Genomic DNA, 18,300 nt, shown 5'->3' on the forward strand with positions numbered 1-18,300 from the left:
TCAGAGCGCCTTCAGCCGCTCTTTCCACGCCGGCTGAAACACCGAAGGGCTCAGTTCCGCCGCTCGCGGGCAACCGAGCAGGCGCAGGGTCGTCTCGCATTCGCGCCGCAATATCTGCAGCACCTCGTCGACGCCACGCGGACCGCGTGCGGCCAGTCCGTAGAGCGGCGCGCGCCCCAGCAGGACCGCCTGGGCACCCAGGGCACGCGCCTTGACGATGTCGCTGCCACGCCGGATCCCGCCGTCCATCATGACCGTCATTGCCGAACCCGCCGCCTCGGCCACGGCCGGCAGCAGCTCGAGCGGGCTGGGCGCGCTTTCCAGCTGGCGGCCGCCATGGTTGGAAAGCACGATGCCGTCCACGCCCGTCGCACGCGCCTTCAGTGCGTCGTCCACCGACAGGATGCCCTTCACCAGCAGGCGGCCGGGCCAGTGCGCGCGCAGCCAGTCGATGTCCTGCCAGTCGAGCGACATGTCCATCTGGCGGCTCATGGCGGCGGCCTGGGCCGCCAGGTTGACCGCCGTGCCGGCGCTGCGCGCCAAGTTCACCAACTGGGGCGAGCCGCCCTGGCGCAGCATGCGCAGGCACCAGCGCGGATGGGTGATGACATCGGCCATCAGCCGCGACGTGATGCGCAGCGGCATCTTGAAACCGTTGCGGATGTCGTGGTCGCGCACGCCGTGCACCGGCGTGTCGACGGTGAGCATCAGCACCGAGTAGCCGGCCGCTCGGGCGCGCTCCATCATGCGCTGGGAGATGCCGCGGTCGCGCTGCACGTAGAGCTGAAGCCACAGTTCGCCGTCGCTTGCGCGGCGCACGTCCTCCAGCAGCGAAGTGGAGGCCGTGGACACCACGAAGGGCAGGCCGGCCCGGTGCGCGGCCGTCGCCAGCGCCTCTTCGGCGCGCGGGTAGTAAAGGCCGTTCAGTCCAGTCGGGCCCACCACCGCGGGCATCGCCAGCGGCTGTCCGAGGACCTCCACGCTCGCGTCCACCGACGTGACGTCGGTCAGCACGGTAGGCTTGAACAGGAGGGCGTCGTAGGCCTTCCGGTTGCGCCCCAGGGTGCGCAGGTCTTCCGCACCGCCTTCCAGGTAGTCCCTGGCCATCCTCGCAAGACGCTTGTGCGCCAGCGCGCGGTAGTCTTGCACCGCCGGCAATGCCGCCATGGCGTGCCCCGGATCAGGCGGCGCGCGCCAGCTGGCGTGCCAGCTCTTCGCGCAGCGCGGCCTGCAGTTCCGGCGCCGGCGGCACCAGCGGCGCCAGCATCTGCGGCGCGTCGACGCCGATCAGGTCCATGACGGATTTCATCGGCCCCGGGTTGGTCTCGGCGAAGGCCAGGTCCATCAGCGGAATCAGCTCCCGGTGCAGTGCCAGCGCCTCGCCGGTGCGGCCCTCGCGCGCCGCGTCGTAGATGTTGCGCCAGGCGCACGGCAGCAGGCTGGCCGTCACCACGATGCCGCCGCGCGCGCCGGCGGCCACATGCAGGGGGAACAGCGTGTCCTCGCCGCTGAGCACGGCGAAGGAATCGTCCACGCCCGCGATGGTGCGCAGGAAGTGGTACATGTCGGTGTTGCACGCCTTCATGCCGATGATGCGTTCGTGGCGCGAAAGTTCGTGCAGCACCTCGGGCGCGATGGCGATGCGGGTGCGGTAGGGAATCTCGTAGATCAGGATCGGCAGCGGCGAGCTGTCGGCGTAGCGCAGGAAGTAGTCGCGGATGCCGGCCTGCGTGGGGTTGGTGTAGTAGGGCGTCAGCACCAGCAGCGCGTCCGCGCCGGCGTCGGCGAAGGCCTTGCCGGCATCCATCGCGTCGTGAAAGCCCGGGTCGAGCACGCCCGGGATAACGGGCACCTTGCTGGCCACGGCGTCGACGGTCAGGCGGACCATCTTGGTGCGCTCGGCGCGCGACAGCGCGCCATATTCGCCGGTGCCGCCCAGCGGCAGCACGCCGTCGATGCCTTGCGCAAGCAGGTAGGCCAGCAGCGCCTTCGTGGCCGGCACGTTGATCGTGTCGTCGGCGTTGACCGGGGTGGGGATGGCGGGAATGATGCCGCGCAGCTTGGATGCGTCGATGAAGCTCATGGGAACGGTTTTCTTGTGTGAACAGGATGAATGGAGGAAACGCTCAGCGGTCCAGGCTGGCGCGGCGCAGCCGGTCGGCAACCCAGATCAGCGCCGCGATGAAGACGAACAGGCAGGTCGACACCGCCGCGATGACCGGCGACAGCTGCAGCGTCACTTCGTCCCAGAACTGCTTGGGCAAGGTCGAGCTGAGGCCGCCGGAGGCGAACAGCGAGATGGTCAGTTCGTCGAAGGAGGTGGCGAAGGCGAACAGGAAGGACGACAGCAGGCCGGCCGCGAGGATCGGGAAGGTCACGTGCCGCAGCGTGGCCATCGGGCTGGCGCCCAGGCTCTGCGCCGCCAGGTCGAGCCGCGTGTCGTAGTTGCGCAGCACAGCCATCATGGTCATCACGACGTAGGGCACCGCCACCACGGTGTGGCCGAGCACCAGGCCGATCCAGGTGCCGACCAGGCCGACCCGCGCGAAGAAATAGAACATGCCGACGGCGATGATCATGCGCGGCACGATGATCGGCGACAGCACGAACGCCAGCATGGCCGACTTGCCGCGCATCTGCCCGCGCACCAGCAGCAGGGCCGCCGGCGTGCCGATCAGCATCGACAGCACGCCCGCGCCCAGGGCCACGGTGAGCGAGCGCACGATGGACTGCACCCACAGCGGCGAGTCGAACATCTGCTGGTACCACTGCAGCGAGAAGCCCTTGGGCGGCCAGGCCAGGCCCGAGCCGCTGCTGAAGGACAGCGGAATCATCAGGAAGGCCGGCACGCTCAGGAACAGCAGGACGCCCCAGACCAGCAGGCTCCAGCCGGGCGCCGGCCCTTCGCGGCGCGCCTGGCGACGCGGCAGCAGGCCCAGGAGCAGGTCGCAGCCGCGCCCCAGCGCGATCAGCAGCTCGCTGCCCTGGCGCTTGATCCAGCGGGTGCCGGCCGAGGCGGCCACGGGCCGCGTGCGGCTGGGTGCGCTGCCCGTCATGGTGGACAGGCCGAGCAGCTTGTCGTAGAGCGCGAACACCGCCAGCACCACCACCAGCAGCAGCACCGAGATGGCGCCGGCAAAGCCCCAGTTCAGCGTCTGCTGCACCTGGTCGATGATGATCTGCGTGATCATGGTCTCCTGGCGCCCGCCCAGCAGGGCGGGCACGATGAAGAAGCCGACCGCCGTCACGAACACCATGATGGCGGCGGCCGCCACACCGGGCAGCGACTGCGGGAAGTACACCGTCCAGAAGGCGGTGCCCGGGGGCGCGCCCAGCGTGGCGGCGGCGCGCGGCAGGTTGCGGTCGATGTTCTCCATGACCGACAGCATGGTGAGCACCGCCAGCGGCATCAGCGCATGCACCATGCCGACCAGCACGCTGCCCATGCTGTAGAGCAGGCTCGCCGGCGCGTCGATCACGCCCATCGACACCAGCAACTGGTTGATGACGCCGTTGCGCCCCAGCAGCACGACCCAGGCGAAGGCGCGCACCAGGAAGCTGGTCCAGAACGACAGCAGCACCCAGAACAGCAGCGTGCCCTTGCGCTTCGGTGACGATGCCGAGATCAGGTAGGCCACCGGATAGGCGGCCAGCACGGACAGCAGGGTCGTCCACAGCGAGATCTTGAGCGTGATCAAGAGGACGTTGACGTACACCGACGAGGCGAACAGCTGCCGGTACGACGCCAGGCTGAAGCCTTCGTCGTTCTGGACGCTGAGCAGCAGCAGCTGTCCGACCGGATAGACCAGCATCACCAGCAGCAGAACCACCAGCGGCGCGCCCATGAAAATCTGCCGCCACGATTCGCCCAGGCGGCGCCGGGGCGCCTTGACGCGGATGTTCATGACGTCCCTTCCGCGATCACGACGGCGTCGCTCGCCTGCCAGTGCAGCGACAGCATCTGGCCGGCCTCGTAGCGCTCGGTGGCCTGGCAGGTCGGGAAGGCGGCCACGATCGGCTCGGCCTGGCTGGCGCCCTGCAGGTAGAGCTTGGTCAGGCTGCCGGTGATCATGGTGTCGACCAGCTGGCCCGACAGCTGGCCGGGCGCCGCCGGCGCCGACGACACGTTCAGGTTCTGCGGGCGCACCATCACGCGCACCGCATGGCCCGGCGCCAGCGCGGCGCCGTTCGACACGCCGCGTGCCGTCAACTGGCTGCCCTGCAAGGAGACGCTCACGCCGTCCGCGCCCACGCCGGCGACGGTGCCGGGCAGCAGGTTCGATTCGCCCAGGAAGTCCGCCACGAACAGGGTGCGCGGCCGGAAGTACAGATCGGCCGGCGAGCCGAGCTGCTCGATGCGCCCGCCGTTCATCAGGCAGATGCGGTCCGACATCGTCATCGCCTCTTCCTGGTCGTGCGTGACGTAGACGATGGTGGTGCCCAGTTCGCGGTGGATGCGCTTGATCTCCAGCTGCATCTGGTCGCGCAGCTTCTTGTCGAGCGCGCCCAGCGGCTCGTCCATCAGGATGATCGAGGGCCGGTAGACCATGCAGCGCGCCAGTGCGATGCGCTGCTGCTGGCCGCCGGAGAGTTCGCGCGGATAGCGCTTGGCGACGTGCGGCAGGCGGATCATCTCGAGCGCCTGCGCCACCCGCCGCCCGATCGAGGCCTGCGCTTCCTTGCGCATGCGCAGCGGGAAGGCAATGTTGTCCTCCACCGTCATGTGCGGGAACAGGGCGTAGTTCTGGAACACCATGCCAATGTCGCGCTCGTACGGCGCGCTGTGCGTGGCGTCGACGCCGTCGATGAACATCCGGCCCTCGTCGGGCTGGGCGAGTCCGGCGATCAGGCTCAGCAAGGTCGTCTTGCCGGAGCCCGACGGGCCCAGCAGGGTGAGGAACTCGCCCTGGGCGACGTCGATGTCGGTCGGCGCGAGCGCGACGAAGTCGCCGTAGCGCTTGGAAAGGCCGGAAATCTTCAGGCTGGTCTTGGACATGGTGGAAGGCGCTTACTTGAGGACCCAGGCGTTGAACTTCTCCAGCACCTGTGCCTGGTTCTCCTGCCAGTAGCGGGCATCGATCTGCAGGCCGTTCTTGATGTTGTCCGGGTGCGTCGGGCAGCCCTTGGCCACCTCCGGCTTGACGAAGCTGAAGGCGGACGGCTGCGTCATGCCGGCGGGGAAGTACTCGGTGAGGGCGGCCATCCGCTTGGGGTCGGACGAAAACTTGATGAACTCGCGGCAGGCGTCGGCGTTGGGCGTGCCGGCCAGGATCGACCAGCTGTCGCAGCCCCAGAGGTTCTGGTTCCAGACGATGCCGACCGGCGCGCCGTTGGCGATGGCCGACTGGGCGCGCGACACCCAGGTTGCCACCATGTCGACCTCGCCGTTGCCCAGCATCTGCTCGACCTGCGCGCCGGAGGTCCACCACACGTCGACGCCGGCCTTGATCTTGTCGAGGCTGGCGATGGCGCGGTCCACGTTGCAGGGATAGACCTGCCCGTTGGGCACGCCGTCGGCCATCAGCGCTTCCTCGATCGTGTCGAAGGGATGCTTGCGCAGGCCGCGGCGGCCCGGGAAGTCCTTCACGTTCCAGAAGTCGGCCCACGAGGCGGGCGCCTTGCGGCCCTTGAACTTGTCGGTGCGGTAGGCCAGCACCGTGGAATAGACGTTGTTGCCCACGCCATAGGGCGACATGAATTGCGCCGGGATGGTCGCGACCATCGGGTCGGCTTCCAGGCCGTGCTTTTCCAGATAGATCTTGCTGCCGCTGGTCAGGGTGCGGATGGCAGGCTGGCTGATCTTGGCCATGTCCCAGGTGTAGTTCTTGGTCTCGACCATGCTGCGGATCTGCGCAGTGGGCTCGGCGTTGGCCTGCACGGCCACGACCTCGATGCCGGTCTTCTCGGTGAAGGGGCGATAGAACACCGCGCCGTAGGCCTTGGTGTAGATGCCGCCGTCGTCGCGAACGACGATGCGCTTGCTGGCGGCCCGGGCGGGCGTCCAGATGGCGGGTGCGGCCAGGGCCGTCAAACCGGCGGCAGCAGACTTCAGGACGACGCGACGCGAGAGGGATTGTTTGGCGCTCATGGCAGCTCCAGGATGAGAGTGGTTGACAGGAAGGGGTGAAAAAAAAGGGGGAGACGGGATGCGCTTCACTCGGACGGCAGCAGCCGGCCGGGATTGAAGCGGTGCTCGGGATCGAGCGCCTGCTTGATGGTGCGCATCAAGCGCAGCTCGACGGCGGACTTGTAGCTGCGCATCTCCGCCAGCTGGGTGCGGCCGACGCCGTGTTCGGCGCTGAAGGTGCCGCCCAGGACATGGGCAATCTCGTTGACGGCATGGCGCACGGCCTGCGCCGCGGCTTCCTGGTCGGGCAGCGCCTTCCATTGCTCGAAGGAATAGAAGGGAATGAAGTGCGCGTTGCCATCGCCGAGATGGGCGACCACCGCCACCGGCATGTCCGGCACCAGGGCGCGCACTGCCTCGGTAGCCTGCGTGATGAAGGTCGGCACGGCCGAAACCGGCACCGCGCAGTCGGTGGTCAGGCCCATGCCGGCCTTCTTGTTGGCTTCCGACACGCTGTGCCGCACTTCCCACAGCGCGGCGCGCTGCGCCTCGGTGCTGGCCAGCACGGCGTCGCTGAGCAAGCCTCTTTCGCTGGCCAGTTCCAGCACGTCCTGCAGGGCCTGGTCGAGCGTCGCCGCGTCGGCCGTGTCGGCCAGCTCGACCAGCACATGCCAGGGGTGGGGCGAGGCCAGCGGGTCGCGCCGCCCCGCCACGTGGGCGAGCACCAGGTTCAACTGGCGCGCGTCCATCATCTCGTACGCGGAAAGCTGGGAACCGCAGCGCGCCTGGAACAGGCCCAGCACTTCGACCGCGGCCTGCGGGTCGGTCGGTGCGAACCAGGCCATGGCATGGCTGGTGGGCAGCGGGTGCAGCTTCAGGGTGGCGGCGGTGATGATTCCCGTCGTGCCCTCGGCGCCGATGAACAGGTGCTTGAGGTCGATTCCCGTGTTGTTCTTGCGCAGGGCGTACAAGCCGTCCCAGATGGTGCCGTCGGGCAGCACGACTTCCAGCCCCAGCACGTTCTCGCGCGTGCCGCCCCAGCGCAGCACGCCGGTGCCGCCGGCATTGGTGGCGATGGTGCCGCCGATCTGGCAGGAGCCCTCGGCGCCCAGGCTCACCGGATAGAAGCGCCGGGCCTCCACTGCGGCCTGCTGTACCGCTGCAAGGACGCAACCGGCGTCCACCACCATGGAGTTGTTGGCCGCGTCGATCGAACGCACCTTGCGCATCCGGTTGAGCGACACGATCACGGGCGGCGCCTGTGCTTCGTCCGGCACCGCGCCGCCACACAGGCTGGTGTTGCCGCCTTGCGGCAGGACGGCGGTGCCGTATTGCACGCACACGCTCACCACGGCGGCGACTTGCTCCGTCGAGGACGGGAGCACCACGCAGGCGGCGACCCCGCGATAGCGTCCGCGCCAGTCTTCCGTAAAGCCTGCCATGTCCGCTTCGGTTTGGAGCACGGCGTCGGGTCCGAGCAGTTGGATCAACGCTTCAATAAGCTTCATTCGGGGTCCTTTTTGCACCATTTCAGGGACTGATAGCCGTCCAAGTGCGGCTGCGGTTAATTCAAGCAACTACCAGGCCATGCAATCGCAATGCGCTTACATCAATCGAATAAAGATTATTAATGTTGCCTTGTTTGATGGGAATCAGGGTTAGCCCGAGAACGCATTGCGCCTCTCGGCACCTTGGGCGATTTGCCGCAGATTTTTGTTTTCCGCAGTTGCACCATCGCCTACCTGATGGTCTTCCTTGCGGTGTCCCACCTTGTCCCTGTCCCCACGCTGGTGCTATGGACGGGGATTTGCCAAGTCGCGGGGCTGTGGCTCGCCTTCTGTTCGCGGGCTCTGCTGAAGGCTGATTGCGTACATCACGCCAAAGGAGTTCAAGTCCAAGCCGAGTTGGCAGCTGGTGGCCACGGATGACAAGATGATCCCGCCGCCCGCGCAACGTCTCATGTCCAAGCGTGCCGGTGCCACCGTCGCCGAGACCGGCGGCAGCCATGCGGTCTACGTGTCCAAGCCGAAAGCCGTCGCTGACTTGATCAAGCAGGCAGCCGTCAACGTGAAGGTCGCGGCCAAATAAGCTTCCGCGTGCCCGTCTTTTATCCGCGCCGAACCCAAGTCACCTTGCCGGCGGCAATGCCCAATGTCCGCCGGGTCGGCTGAAAGTCCATGGTGCCGGGAAATTGCTGGCCGTCGCGTTCGCCGATGCGCCACGGGCAACCCTTGAGCAAGGCCAGCGCATCGGCTTCGGCCTTGCCGACCAGGGCGGCGTCCGGCATCTGGTCGGCCTTGCAGCCCTCGGCGCTGCCAGCCGCGCCCTGAGGGCCAGTCGGACTCGCCGGCGCGGCGGCGGGTGCACCCGCGCATGCGCAAAGCAACTGCATCAACGCCGCGGCGCAGGCAAGCTTCAAGGGCAGGGAGTCAAGGCGAATCATGCGGCGTCCTTTCAGGAGTGAGCCGGCAGTATGAAGGGAGCCAACGACACGCCAGCCGTCAAGGCAGGGGTAGAAGAAGTGCGACCGATTGACATACCGACTGGTCAGTCGGTACATTGAGGCAAAGGGACCCCGTCGTCGGGCCTTCGTCCCATTGAACCGGAAGCCCTTCAGATGAGCGATGACTTTGCCGCCGATCTTCATCGCAGAGCAACCCTTGCCATGCAGGCCGGGCGCGCAGACGCCGCCGCGCAGAGCGGCCAGGTCCAGGTTGGCCAGTACACGAACGAGGCCATTGCCGGCCAGGAGCTGCGCCTGCTGCGCCAGCACCCGCAACCCGTGGCCGGCAGTTCGTCACTCGCGTCGCCCGGCGCCTGGCTGTCGCTGACGCACTTCGGCATTCCGCTGCTCTTGGTGCGACAGGAAGACGGGCAGGTCCAGGCCTTCCTGAATGTCTGCCGCCATCGCGGCGCCCGCGTGGTGCCCGAGGGCAGCGGCAGCCAGGCGCGCGCCTTCGTCTGCCCGTATCACGCGTGGACCTACCGGCCCGACGGCGCGCTGCGGTGCGTGCCCGCGTCCTTCGGCTTCCCCTGCCTCAAGCAGGAAGAATCGGGCCTGCGCAAGCTGGCCACAGTCGAGCGCGCGGGGACCGTCTGGGTGGTGCTCGATCCGGCGCTGTCGGCCAGCGACCCCGGTGCGCACCTGGGCGCGCTGATGGACAACCTCGAGTCGCTGGCCGGGCTGCGCGCGCCCGTGGCGTATGCGCCGCGCTCCTACGAGGTCGACGCCAACTGGAAGCTGCTCATCGACGGCGCCTTCGAGGCCTATCACTTCAAGGTGGCGCACCGCAAGACCATCGCCCACATGTTCGTGGACAACATGCAGGTCGTCGACGAGTTCGACCTGCATCGGCGGCTCTACCTCATCAAGGCGAAGTTCTCGGAAGACAAGCCCGAGGTCAGCGGCTTCGACCCGAGGCGCTACGGCAACCTGACCTACTTCTTCTTCCCGAACACAACCGTCCTGGTCCAGCCCGACCATGCGCAGCTCGGCAGCCTCGAGCCGCTCGGCCCCACCCGCACGCGCGTGCACGAGCTCACCCTGATTCCGGAAGCGCCGACCTCCGACAAGGCGAAGGCGCACTGGGAGGCCAATGTCGCCTTGTACCGGCGCACCCTCCAGGAAGACTACGCGCTGGCCGAGTCGATCCAGGCAGGCCTCGCATCGGGCGCCAACGCGGCACTGACCTTTGGCACTTTCGAATACAGCGCGCCGCGCTTTCATTCGCAGCTTCAGCAGCAGCTCGCCGCTTTGCGCCCCGCATCCTAGCGGGCTCACTGACGCCCGATTCCTACAATTGCGAGATGCCAAGCCCACCCAAGTCTCGCAAGGAAATCATTCTGGTTTGCGCGGAGCAGCACTTTGCCGACCACGGATTTCAGGGCGCGTCGCTGTCGGCCATCGCACGCGACGCCGAGGTCGGCAACCCGGGGCTGCTCCATCACTTCCCGAGCAAGGAGGTGCTGTACCGCGCCGTGCTCGAGAAGCAGGCCGAGGAGCTGATGGCGCTCATGCAGCGGCGTGTCGAGCCGGCCGGCAGCCTGGCGCTGCGCCTGCAGGCTTTCGTGGCGCTGCAGGTGGAATGGATGCACACACGGCCCACGGGTTTCAGGCTTGTCACGCGCGAACTGCTCGACAACTCCGAGCGGATTCAGCTGGCGCAAACCCGCCCGCTCGAGGTCTTCCTGCTCGGCAGCCTGGCCTTGCTGGAGGAGGCGCAAGCGGCCGGCCTGGTTCGCCGCGAGATTCCGGCCGTGGTCGTGCTCACGATCATCCTGGGCACGCTGAACTACGCCAAGATCGTGCGCCCCACCTTCAGCAAGGCCTTCCCGGTGCCGGCGCTCAAGAGCGACTCGGCATGGATGAAGGCCATCGCGCACGAGGTCCTGCGAGTCGTGTCCACCGGCGACGCGCTGCCGACCTGAAGCCAGGGTTCTCAAGGCTGTTGAATGAAGGCCAGCAGGTCGGCGTTGAATTGATCGGCATGGGTGCTGGCCAGTCCGTGCGATGCGCCGGGGTAGACCTTCAGGGTGGCGCCCTTGACCAGCTTGGCCGCCAACATGGCGGAGGCGCCGATGGGCACGATCTGGTCGTCGTCTCCGTGCGCGATCAAGGTGGGTACGTCGAACTTCTTCAGGTCCTCGGTGAAGTCGGTTTCCGAGAATTGCTTGATGCAGTCCAGCAGGCCCTTGTGGCCGCCGGCCATGCCCTGTAGCCAGAAGGAATCGCGCAGGCCCTGGGAGACCTTGGCGTCCGGCCGGTTGGCGCCGTAGAAGGGAATGGTCAGATCCTTGAAGAACTGCGAGCGATCGGCGGTCACGCCGGCCCGGATGCCGTCGAACACCTCGATCGGAAGCCCGCCCGGGTTGGCCGCGGTCTTGAGCATCAGCGGCGGCACGGCGCCCAGCAGCACGGCCTTGGACACGCGCTTGGTGCCATGTCTGCCGATATAGCGCGCCACCTCGCCGCCGCCGGTGGAGTGGCCCACCATCACCGCGCCCTGCAGCGCCAGCGAATCCATCAGCCCGGCCAGGTCGTCGGCGTAGGTGTCCATGTGGTTGCCGTTCCAGGGTTGGCTCGAGCGGCCGTGGCCGCGCCGGTCATGGGCGATGACGCGATAGCCGCGCTCGCCCAGAAACACCATCTGCGCGTCCCAGGCATCGGCCGTCAGCGGCCAGCCGTGCGAGAAGGTGACCGGGGTGGCGCCCTTGTCGCCCCAGTCCTTGTAGTAGATCCGGGTGCCATCTTGGGTGGTGTAAAAGCTCATGCTTGTGCGCTCCATGGTGGGTGAAAAGGAAGGAGCGCAAGGTTGGGGCAGAAGCGACCCAAAGGCGAGAGAAGCCGAGTAAATTTGTGTGAGGACGGCAAAGCCATGACCCGCCGCGGCGCGAAGAGCGACATCCACATCGGCATCTCCGGCTGGCGCTATCCCCCGTGGCGCGGGCGCTTCTATCCCACCGGCATGCCGCAGCGCGAGGAACTGACCTTCGCCGCGCACATGCTGCCCACCATCGAGCTCAACGGCTCCTTCTATTCGCTGCAGCGGCCCGATTCCTACCAGCAATGGCACGACCAGACACCCGAGGGCTTCGTCTTCGCCGTCAAGGGCTCGCGCTACATCACCCACATGCATCGGCTGAAGGACGTGCAGGGCGCGCTGGCCAACTTCCTGGCCTCCGGCGTGCTGGCGCTGGGCAAGAAACTGGGGCCGATCCTGTGGCAGCTGCCGCCGAACCTGGCCTACCAGGGCGAGCGCGTCGAGGACTTTCTCGCGCTGCTGCCGCACGACAGCCGCGCGGCGCTGGCGCTGGCCCGCCAGCATGACGAGCGCCTGAACGGCCGCAGCTGGCTGAAGGCGCCGCGCGGCCTGCGCATCCGCCATGCGATGGAGGTTCGGCACAAGAGTTTTGTCGACCCGGCCTTCATCGACCAACTGCGCCGGCACCGCGTGGCGCTGGTGGTGGCGGACACGGCCGGGCGCTGGCCCTTGATCGAGGACCTCACCGCCGACTTCGTCTACCTGCGCCTGCACGGCGACAAGAAGCTGTATTCCAGCGGCTATGGCGAGGCGGCGCTGGACCGCTGGGCCGAGCGCATCCGGGCCTGGCGGCAGGGCCGGCAGGTGAAGGACGCGAAGCTGGCTTCCGAAGTGGCGGCCCGGCGCGGCCGGCGCGAGGTGTTCTGCTACTTCGACAACGACACCAAGGTCTACGCGCCCTTCGATGCGGCCAGCCTGGCGCAACGGCTGGGCGTGCGCACCGGCTTTGGCGGCGCTTGAAATCGTCGCGAGCCAGAATAGGCCGCGCAACCCCCGCACGCCAACTGGACGAGAGCCGCCATGACCATCGCGCTGAACAAGGAAGCCCGCAAGGAAGCCATCGCCTCCATCGAGAGGTACTTTCGAGAGAACATGGAGGAACCCATCGGCAACCTGGCTGCCGGCGCACTCCTTGGCTTCTTCCTGGAGGAAATCGGCCCGGTCATCTACAACCAGGCCGTGTCCGACGCGCAGGAGCGCCTCCAGGCCAGAGTCTCGGAGCTGGACATCGAAGTCCATGAGGAAGAGTTTCAGTACTGGCGCAAGTACGAGCACAAGGGGCGCGAGCGAAAGTGAAGCCGGGGGCCCAGCGAAAATAGGCGCATGACCTTCCTCCTTCGCGCACCCCCGTGAATCTTCACCGGCTTGACCTGTTCTCGCTCTCGCTGTTCAGCCTGGTGGCGCGCAGCGGCAGCATCAGCAAGGGCGCCGAACTGGCCCACCTGGCCGTGGGCGCCGCCAGCAAGCGCATCACCGACCTCGAGGCGGCCGTGGGCGCCCCGCTGCTGGAGCGCCATTCGCGCGGCATCACCCTGACGGTGGCCGGCCAGGCGCTACAGGCGCACGCCCAACGCATCCTCAGCGACGTCGACCAGCTGGCCGCGGACCTGTCGGACTACGCCACCGGCCTGGTCGGCGTGGTGCGCCTGTGGGCCAACACGTCTGCGGTGACGCAGTTTTTGCCCGCGGACATCTCGTCCTTCGTGCGCGCGAACCCCGGCATCCGCATCGAGCTGGAGGAAGAGAACAGCGGCGACGTGGTGCTGGCGGTGCTCGACGGGCGTGCCGACTTCGGCATCTTTGCCGACCGCACGCAGGCCTTCGGCCTGCACCAGATCAACTACCGCGAAGACCGCCTGGTGCTCGTCGTGCCGCAAGGGCATCCGCTGGCGCGCCGGCGCAGCGTGCGCTTCGAAGATGCCATCGAGTACGACTTCGTCAGCCTGCCCAAGGGCACCTCGCTGGCCAAGCGCCTGCAGGCAGAGACCAGCGCCCTGGGGCGCAGCCTGAAGATGCGCCTGCAGGTGCGCAGCTTCGACGCGATGTGCCAGATGGTGGCCGCGGGCCTGGGCGTGGCGGTGCTGCCGCGCGAGGCGATTCAGCCGCACCTGCGCTCGATGAACCTGCGGCAGATCGCACTGCAGGACGATTGGGCCTCGCGCCGCCTGCTGATCGGCCTGCGCGATGCCAATGCGGTGCCGCGTCACGTGCGCCTGTTGATCGACCACCTCTGCGCCGCGCCGCAACGCTGACCATCGTACCTTGCTCTTAGGGGGAAACCCGGGCCAGCTTTCGCGATCCGCGAAAGCTGGCGTGGCGGCTTTGTCCTTCCCTTCACGCAGGGGAATTCCCAGAATTCATGCACTCCAAGGAGACCTGCATGCGCTCAAAGAACACCCCCAGCCCCGATGCGCCGGCGCACCCCACGCCGCTTGCCCTGAAGGGCGTGCGCGTCATCGAGATGGGCCAGCTCATCGCCGGCCCCTTCGCCGGCAAGACGCTGGGCGAATTCGGCGCCGACGTCATCAAGATCGAGGCGCCTGGCGCCGGCGACCCATTGCGCAACTGGCGCATGCTCCAGGACGGCACCTCCGTCTGGTGGCAGGTCCAGTCGCGCAACAAGCGCTCCATCGCGCTCGACTTGCGCAGCAGCGAAGGCCAGGACATCGCCCGCCGGCTGATCGCCGATGCCGACGTGCTGATCGAGAACTTTCGCCCCGGCACGCTGGAAGGCTGGGGCATGGGCTACGACGTGCTGTCCAGGCTCAACCCGGGGCTCGTCATGCTGCGCATCTCGGGCTATGGCCAGACCGGGCCCTACCGCGACCTGCCCGGCTTCGGCGCCATCGGCGAAGCGATGGGCGGCCTGCGCCACCTCACCGGCGAGCCGGGCCGCGTGCCGGTGCGCTGCGGCATCTCGATCGGCGACACGCTGGCCGCGCTGCACGGCACCATCGGCATCCTGACGGCGCTCTACCACCGCAAGGTCAATGGCGGCCAGGGGCAGGTGATCGACGTGGCCCTGCACGAGGCCGTGTTCAACGTGATGGAAAGCCTGCTGCCCGAATACAGCGCCTTCGGTGCGGTGCGCGAGGCGGCCGGCAGCGCGCTGCCGGGCATCGCGCCCTCCAATGCCTACCGCTGCACCGATGGCTACGTACTCGTCGCCGGCAACGGCGACAGCATCTTCAAGCGGCTGATGCAGGCCATCGGCCGCGAGGACCTGGGCAATGACCCGGCGCTGGCTGGCAACGCCGGCCGCGTGGCCCGGGTGGCAGAGCTCGACGCGGCGATCGAGGCCTGGACCCGTGCCCGGTCGGTGACCGATGTGCTGGCGCTCCTGGGCGAGGCGAGGGTGCCGGCCGGCAAGGTCTACACCGCCAAGGACATCGACGAAGACCCGCACTACCGGGCGCGCGACATGATCCTTTCGCAGACCACGCGCGACGGCCATGTCGTCGACGTGCCGGGCGTGGTGCCCAAGCTGCTGGGCACGCCGGGCACGGTGCGCTCGTCGGCGCCGCGCCTGGGCGACGACACCGATGCGGTGCTCGGCGAACTCGGCTTTTCAACGCAGGACATCGCCGCGCTGCGCGGCAGGAAGGTGGTGGCATGAACACGAGAAAAGACGCGCCCTGGGACGGTGCCGGCAAGCGCATCCACATGCAGGAGGTCGGCACGCGTGATGGCCTGCAGGCCGAGCAGGCCTTCGTGCCGACAGAGGAGAAGATCGCGCTCGTGAATGCGCTGTCGGAAGCCGGCATGGCCAAGATCGAGGTGACGGCCTTCGTGTCCCCCAGCGCGATCCCGGCCCTGCGCGACGCCGAGGCGGTGCTGCGGCAGATCGAGCGCGCGCCCGGCGTGGTCTACAGCGCGCTGGTGCCCAACCTGCGCGGCGCCGAGCGCGCCATCGATGCGCTGGCGGACGAGATGAACCTGGTCATGTCGGCCAGCGAAACCCACAACCTGGCCAACCTGCGCATGACGCGCGGCCAGTCTTTCGCGGCGTTGTCGGAAGTCAACGCACTGGCGCGCACGGCCAAGCTGAGCGTCAACGTGTCGCTTTCCTGCGCGTTCGGCTGCCCGATGGAGGGCGACGTGCCCGTGGCCACCGTGCTCGACTGGTGCGCGCGCTTCGTCGACGACATGGGCGCGGGCGGCGTCACGCTGTGCGATACCACCGGCATGGCTTTTCCCGGGCAGGTGGCGGCACTCACCACCGCCTTTCGCGCGCGCTGGCCGCACACGGAGCTCACGCTGCACTTCCACAACACGCGCGGCATGGGGCTGGCGAACGTGCTGGCGGGCATCGGCGCCGGTGCCGACCGCTTCGACGCATCGCTCGGCGGCATCGGCGGATGCCCCTACGCGCCGGGTGCCACCGGCAATGTGTGCAGCGAGGAGATCGTCCATGCGCTCGAGCTGATGGGCTACGACACCGGCGTCGATCTGGCGCGCCTCATCGACGCATCGAAGCGCCTGCCGGCCCTGGTCGGCCACGACACGCCGAGCCAGATCGTCAAGGCCGGCCAGCGCCTCGACCTGCATCCGCTACCGGCCGACTTCGTCGCCATTCGCGAGCGTGCGATGGCGCGCGCGGCCCACTGAAACTTCCATTCACGACAGAAAGAGAGACAACCATGGCACTGCAACGACACCCATTCACTCGCCGCGCGCTGGTCGCCGCGCTCATCGCAGCATCCGGCGCGGCCGCCACGGGCCTGGCCACGGCGGACGATGCATACCCAAACCGGCCTATCACCATGATGGTGCCCGCCGCGCCCGGCGGCACCACGGACATTTCGGCGCGCATGCTCGCGGACCCGCTGGGCAAGGCGCTCGGCCAATCGGTGGTCGTCGACAACAAGGCCGGCGGCAACGGTGCCATTGCTGCCATCGCGGTGAAGCGCGCCGAGCCGAACGGCTACACGCTCTTGATGCAGTACTCGGGCTACCACGTGATCACGCCGCACGTGAGCCAGCAAAAGCCGCAGTGGTCGGCACAGGACTTTCGTCCCGTGGCCAACGTGCTGAGCGCACCGCAGGTGATCGTGGTGCGCGAGGACGTTCCGGCCAAGACCTTGGCCGAGCTGGTCGCCTATGCCAAGGCCAACCCGGGCAAGCTGACCTACGCGTCGTCGGGCAACGGCTCGCTGCAGCATGTGACGGGCGCGATGCTGGAGCAGCAGGCCGGCCTGCAGCTCACGCACGTGCCCTACAAAGGCACCGGCCCGGCGCTGCAGGATCTGCTGGGCGGCCAGGTCGACATGACCTTCGGCACGCCGCCGCCCTTCATGCAGCACATCCAGTCCGGCAAGCTGCGGGCGCTGGCGGTCACCGGAAAGACGCGGCTTCCTTCGCTGCCCAACGTGCCGACCACCGCCGAGGCCGGCATGCCCAAGCTCGATGCCACCTCCTGGTTCGCCTTGTTCGCGCCCGCCAAGACGCCGCAGGCCGTGGTCGACCGCCTGACCGGCGAGATCGCCCGGATCACCGCCTCGCCGGCCTTCCAGCAGAAGGCCGCCGAACAAGGTGCCGCGGCCGACTACATGGATCCAAAGAAGCTGGGCGACTACAGCAAGGCGGAACTGGCGCGCTGGGGCGAGGTCGTCAAGGCTTCGAAGATCCAGGGGGACTGAGCGCCGCCCTGAGCCCAAAAGGGCCCAAGGCGTCGGTTTCGTCCGACAGACGAAGGCGCCGGAATGAAGCAGATTGGCGCCTTTTGGGCGCCGGCCCATGCCGGGTTCCGGGCCCGCCACGCTTCTTCAGGAGACACGCGAATGGTCAGCAAGAACACGATCTGCCTGTGGTTCGACGGCGACGCCGTCGACGCTGCCAACTTCTATGCCCAAACCTTCCCCGACAGCGCGGTCGGCGCCGTCATGCGCGCACCGGGCGACTACCCCGACGGCAAGCAGGGCGATGTCCTGACGGTCGAGTTCACCGTTGCCGGCATTCCCTGCATCGGGCTGAACGGCGGCCCGCATTTCAAGCACAGCGAGGCCTTCTCCTTCCAGATCGCGACCGATGACCAGGCCGAAACCGACCGCTTGTGGAACGCGATCATCGGCAATGGCGGCCAGGCAAGCGAATGCGGGTGGTGCAAGGACCGGTGGGGCTTGTCGTGGCAGATCACGCCGCGCGCCCTCATCAGCGCCATCAACGATCCGGACCGCGCGGCAGCCAAGCGCGCGTTCGACGCGATGATGACCATGGGGAAGATCGACATTGCCACGATCGAGGCGGCGCGGCGGGGCTAGGCGGGGTCAGGCGGGCGCGCGATGGGCGATGGACAAGGCCTCGCGCCCCTGCCATAGTTGATCGCAGAAGCAACGCCGGCGCGCCAGTCCAGGCGGCCGGCGGTCGAGATGCTCACGAACCCCGTGGGAGTAAAGACCATGCGCTCACTTGATGCCTTGCGCACCGCCCTGACGCGCGGCGGCCCGGACGCGGCGCTGGAATACCTGAACCAGGGGGTGCCGCACCGCTACACCGCGATCTACCGCTTTGACGGCGAGCTTCTTCGCAACATGTTCCTGTGCGACAAGCTCGATCAGGTCCGTCCTGATTTCCTGCTGGCGGTTCCGTTCAAGCACAGCTTCTGCCAGTTCGTGCTGCGTGACCAGGCCTTTCGAACCGAGGATTCGCGGAAAGACAGAAGGCTTGACGGCAACCCCTACCAGGGGGTCGTCATCTCCTACCACAGCGTCCCCTTGACGACCGGCGACGAGGGGTCGCTGTGGGGAACGCTGAGCCACTTCGACATGAAGAGCCTCCCGCTGCCAGACGAGGAGTTTGAACTCCTGCAGAGCGCGGCGGGCCTGCTCGGCCGGCATCTGAAGCAACTGGAACGCCAGCCACCGAGCCGGCCCTGATCTTCATGCGGGGCCCAAGGGCCCCATGGGCGCTGCC

General features: G+C 67.8%; 19 protein-coding genes. 11 read left to right on the plus strand and 8 right to left on the minus strand.

Features of this window, described 5'->3' with window-relative positions; genetic code table 11:
* From ACIPRI_RS20485 to ACIPRI_RS20510, 6 genes are all read right to left on the minus strand, one after another.
* A complete protein-coding gene (locus ACIPRI_RS20485) occupies positions 1 to 1,167 on the minus strand; it encodes an alpha-hydroxy acid oxidase (RefSeq protein WP_446623308.1) in 1,167 nt (388 codons plus the stop codon).
* 13 nt (positions 1,168 to 1,180) lie between these two features.
* Complete coding sequence (gene dapA / locus ACIPRI_RS20490; RefSeq protein WP_446623309.1) at positions 1,181 to 2,083, minus strand: 4-hydroxy-tetrahydrodipicolinate synthase; 903 nt, start codon at positions 2,081 to 2,083, stop codon at positions 1,181 to 1,183.
* Positions 2,084 to 2,126: 43 nt separating this feature from the next.
* Positions 2,127 to 3,845, minus strand: coding sequence for an ABC transporter permease subunit (locus ACIPRI_RS20495; protein WP_446623340.1), 1,719 nt, complete (start codon positions 3,843 to 3,845; stop codon positions 2,127 to 2,129).
* 56 nt (positions 3,846 to 3,901) lie between these two features.
* Complete coding sequence (locus ACIPRI_RS20500) at positions 3,902 to 4,996, minus strand: ABC transporter ATP-binding protein (RefSeq protein ID WP_446623310.1); 1,095 nt, start codon at positions 4,994 to 4,996, stop codon at positions 3,902 to 3,904.
* A 12-nt stretch (positions 4,997 to 5,008) separates the two neighbouring features.
* On the minus strand, positions 5,009 to 6,088 hold the full coding sequence (locus ACIPRI_RS20505; RefSeq protein WP_446623311.1) for an ABC transporter substrate-binding protein: 1,080 nt from the start codon (positions 6,086 to 6,088) through the stop codon (positions 5,009 to 5,011).
* Positions 6,089 to 6,153: 65 nt separating this feature from the next.
* Entirely contained in the window at positions 6,154 to 7,575 is a 1,422-nt protein-coding gene (locus ACIPRI_RS20510) for an FAD-binding oxidoreductase (RefSeq protein WP_446623312.1), read from the minus strand.
* Between the two features lie 364 nt (positions 7,576 to 7,939).
* On the opposite strand from ACIPRI_RS20510, the gene ACIPRI_RS20515 reads away from it, so the two are divergent.
* Complete coding sequence (locus ACIPRI_RS20515; protein WP_446623341.1) at positions 7,940 to 8,155, plus strand: alpha/beta fold hydrolase; 216 nt, start codon at positions 7,940 to 7,942, stop codon at positions 8,153 to 8,155.
* 19 nt (positions 8,156 to 8,174) lie between these two features.
* Here the strand turns inward: ACIPRI_RS20515 and ACIPRI_RS20520 are convergent, their stop codons facing one another.
* Positions 8,175 to 8,714 carry a hypothetical protein gene (locus ACIPRI_RS20520; protein ID WP_446623313.1) on the minus strand — a complete coding sequence of 180 codons (540 nt, stop codon included), beginning with the start codon at positions 8,712 to 8,714 and terminating at the stop codon, positions 8,175 to 8,177.
* An 18-nt stretch (positions 8,715 to 8,732) separates the two neighbouring features.
* Between ACIPRI_RS20520 and ACIPRI_RS20525 the strand changes: the two genes are divergently transcribed.
* Complete coding sequence (locus ACIPRI_RS20525; protein ID WP_446623314.1) at positions 8,733 to 9,839, plus strand: aromatic ring-hydroxylating oxygenase subunit alpha; 1,107 nt, start codon at positions 8,733 to 8,735, stop codon at positions 9,837 to 9,839.
* A gap of 35 nt (positions 9,840 to 9,874) precedes the next feature.
* Positions 9,875 to 10,495 carry a TetR/AcrR family transcriptional regulator gene (locus tag ACIPRI_RS20530; RefSeq protein ID WP_446623315.1) on the plus strand — a complete coding sequence of 207 codons (621 nt, stop codon included), beginning with the start codon at positions 9,875 to 9,877 and terminating at the stop codon, positions 10,493 to 10,495.
* A gap of 11 nt (positions 10,496 to 10,506) precedes the next feature.
* Here the strand turns inward: ACIPRI_RS20530 and ACIPRI_RS20535 are convergent, their stop codons facing one another.
* Positions 10,507 to 11,337 (minus strand): alpha/beta fold hydrolase, encoded by an 831-nt coding sequence (locus tag ACIPRI_RS20535; RefSeq protein ID WP_446623316.1) that lies wholly within the window; start codon positions 11,335 to 11,337, stop codon positions 10,507 to 10,509.
* A gap of 105 nt (positions 11,338 to 11,442) precedes the next feature.
* On the opposite strand from ACIPRI_RS20535, the gene ACIPRI_RS20540 reads away from it, so the two are divergent.
* The 8 genes from ACIPRI_RS20540 to ACIPRI_RS20575 all read left to right on the plus strand — a co-directional run bounded on the left by ACIPRI_RS20540 (position 11,443) and on the right by ACIPRI_RS20575 (position 18,263).
* Positions 11,443 to 12,348 carry a DUF72 domain-containing protein gene (locus tag ACIPRI_RS20540; RefSeq protein ID WP_446623317.1) on the plus strand — a complete coding sequence of 302 codons (906 nt, stop codon included), beginning with the start codon at positions 11,443 to 11,445 and terminating at the stop codon, positions 12,346 to 12,348.
* A 60-nt stretch (positions 12,349 to 12,408) separates the two neighbouring features.
* Positions 12,409 to 12,684, plus strand: a complete 276-nt coding sequence (locus tag ACIPRI_RS20545; RefSeq protein WP_446623318.1) for a DUF2164 domain-containing protein — start codon at positions 12,409 to 12,411, stop codon at positions 12,682 to 12,684.
* Positions 12,685 to 12,737: 53 nt separating this feature from the next.
* On the plus strand, positions 12,738 to 13,640 hold the full coding sequence (locus ACIPRI_RS20550) for a LysR family transcriptional regulator (RefSeq protein WP_446623319.1): 903 nt from the start codon (positions 12,738 to 12,740) through the stop codon (positions 13,638 to 13,640).
* Positions 13,641 to 13,768: 128 nt separating this feature from the next.
* Complete coding sequence (locus ACIPRI_RS20555; RefSeq protein WP_446623320.1) at positions 13,769 to 15,004, plus strand: CaiB/BaiF CoA transferase family protein; 1,236 nt, start codon at positions 13,769 to 13,771, stop codon at positions 15,002 to 15,004.
* Positions 15,001 to 15,996, plus strand: a complete 996-nt coding sequence (locus tag ACIPRI_RS20560) for a hydroxymethylglutaryl-CoA lyase (protein WP_446623321.1) — start codon at positions 15,001 to 15,003, stop codon at positions 15,994 to 15,996. The genes ACIPRI_RS20555 and ACIPRI_RS20560 overlap by 4 nt, the downstream gene beginning before the upstream one ends.
* A gap of 32 nt (positions 15,997 to 16,028) precedes the next feature.
* Complete coding sequence (locus ACIPRI_RS20565; protein WP_446623322.1) at positions 16,029 to 17,027, plus strand: Bug family tripartite tricarboxylate transporter substrate binding protein; 999 nt, start codon at positions 16,029 to 16,031, stop codon at positions 17,025 to 17,027.
* Between the two features lie 141 nt (positions 17,028 to 17,168).
* Positions 17,169 to 17,648 (plus strand): VOC family protein, encoded by a 480-nt coding sequence (locus tag ACIPRI_RS20570; protein WP_446623342.1) that lies wholly within the window; start codon positions 17,169 to 17,171, stop codon positions 17,646 to 17,648.
* Positions 17,649 to 17,786: 138 nt separating this feature from the next.
* Complete coding sequence (locus tag ACIPRI_RS20575) at positions 17,787 to 18,263, plus strand: GAF domain-containing protein (protein WP_446623323.1); 477 nt, start codon at positions 17,787 to 17,789, stop codon at positions 18,261 to 18,263.
* Positions 18,264 to 18,300 lie beyond the last annotated feature (37 nt).

Source organism: Variovorax sp. LARHSF232 (assembly GCF_052871435.1).

Excerpts from the sequence above, each read along its gene's own strand:
- ACIPRI_RS20575 (WP_446623323.1), top strand. The coding sequence starts at position 17,787 with ATGCGCTCACTTGATGCCTTGCGCACCGCCCTGACGCGCGGCGGCCCG.
- ACIPRI_RS20535 (WP_446623316.1), bottom strand. The coding sequence starts at position 11,337 with ATGAGCTTTTACACCACCCAAGATGGCACCCGGATCTACTACAAGGAC.
- ACIPRI_RS20530 (WP_446623315.1), top strand. The coding sequence starts at position 9,875 with ATGCCAAGCCCACCCAAGTCTCGCAAGGAAATCATTCTGGTTTGCGCG.
- ACIPRI_RS20540 (WP_446623317.1), top strand. The coding sequence starts at position 11,443 with ATGACCCGCCGCGGCGCGAAGAGCGACATCCACATCGGCATCTCCGGC.
- ACIPRI_RS20565 (WP_446623322.1), top strand. The coding sequence starts at position 16,029 with ATGGCACTGCAACGACACCCATTCACTCGCCGCGCGCTGGTCGCCGCG.
- dapA (WP_446623309.1), bottom strand. The coding sequence starts at position 2,083 with ATGAGCTTCATCGACGCATCCAAGCTGCGCGGCATCATTCCCGCCATC.
- ACIPRI_RS20500 (WP_446623310.1), bottom strand. The coding sequence starts at position 4,996 with ATGTCCAAGACCAGCCTGAAGATTTCCGGCCTTTCCAAGCGCTACGGC.
- ACIPRI_RS20495 (WP_446623340.1), bottom strand. The coding sequence starts at position 3,845 with ATGGGCGCGCCGCTGGTGGTTCTGCTGCTGGTGATGCTGGTCTATCCG.
- ACIPRI_RS20485 (WP_446623308.1), bottom strand. The coding sequence starts at position 1,167 with ATGGCGGCATTGCCGGCGGTGCAAGACTACCGCGCGCTGGCGCACAAG.
- ACIPRI_RS20560 (WP_446623321.1), top strand. The coding sequence starts at position 15,001 with ATGAACACGAGAAAAGACGCGCCCTGGGACGGTGCCGGCAAGCGCATC.
- ACIPRI_RS20525 (WP_446623314.1), top strand. The coding sequence starts at position 8,733 with ATGCAGGCCGGGCGCGCAGACGCCGCCGCGCAGAGCGGCCAGGTCCAG.
- ACIPRI_RS20555 (WP_446623320.1), top strand. The coding sequence starts at position 13,769 with ATGCGCTCAAAGAACACCCCCAGCCCCGATGCGCCGGCGCACCCCACG.
- ACIPRI_RS20510 (WP_446623312.1), bottom strand. The coding sequence starts at position 7,575 with ATGAAGCTTATTGAAGCGTTGATCCAACTGCTCGGACCCGACGCCGTG.
- ACIPRI_RS20505 (WP_446623311.1), bottom strand. The coding sequence starts at position 6,088 with ATGAGCGCCAAACAATCCCTCTCGCGTCGCGTCGTCCTGAAGTCTGCT.
- ACIPRI_RS20545 (WP_446623318.1), top strand. The coding sequence starts at position 12,409 with ATGACCATCGCGCTGAACAAGGAAGCCCGCAAGGAAGCCATCGCCTCC.
- ACIPRI_RS20570 (WP_446623342.1), top strand. The coding sequence starts at position 17,169 with ATGGTCAGCAAGAACACGATCTGCCTGTGGTTCGACGGCGACGCCGTC.
- ACIPRI_RS20520 (WP_446623313.1), bottom strand. The coding sequence starts at position 8,714 with ATGAAGATCGGCGGCAAAGTCATCGCTCATCTGAAGGGCTTCCGGTTC.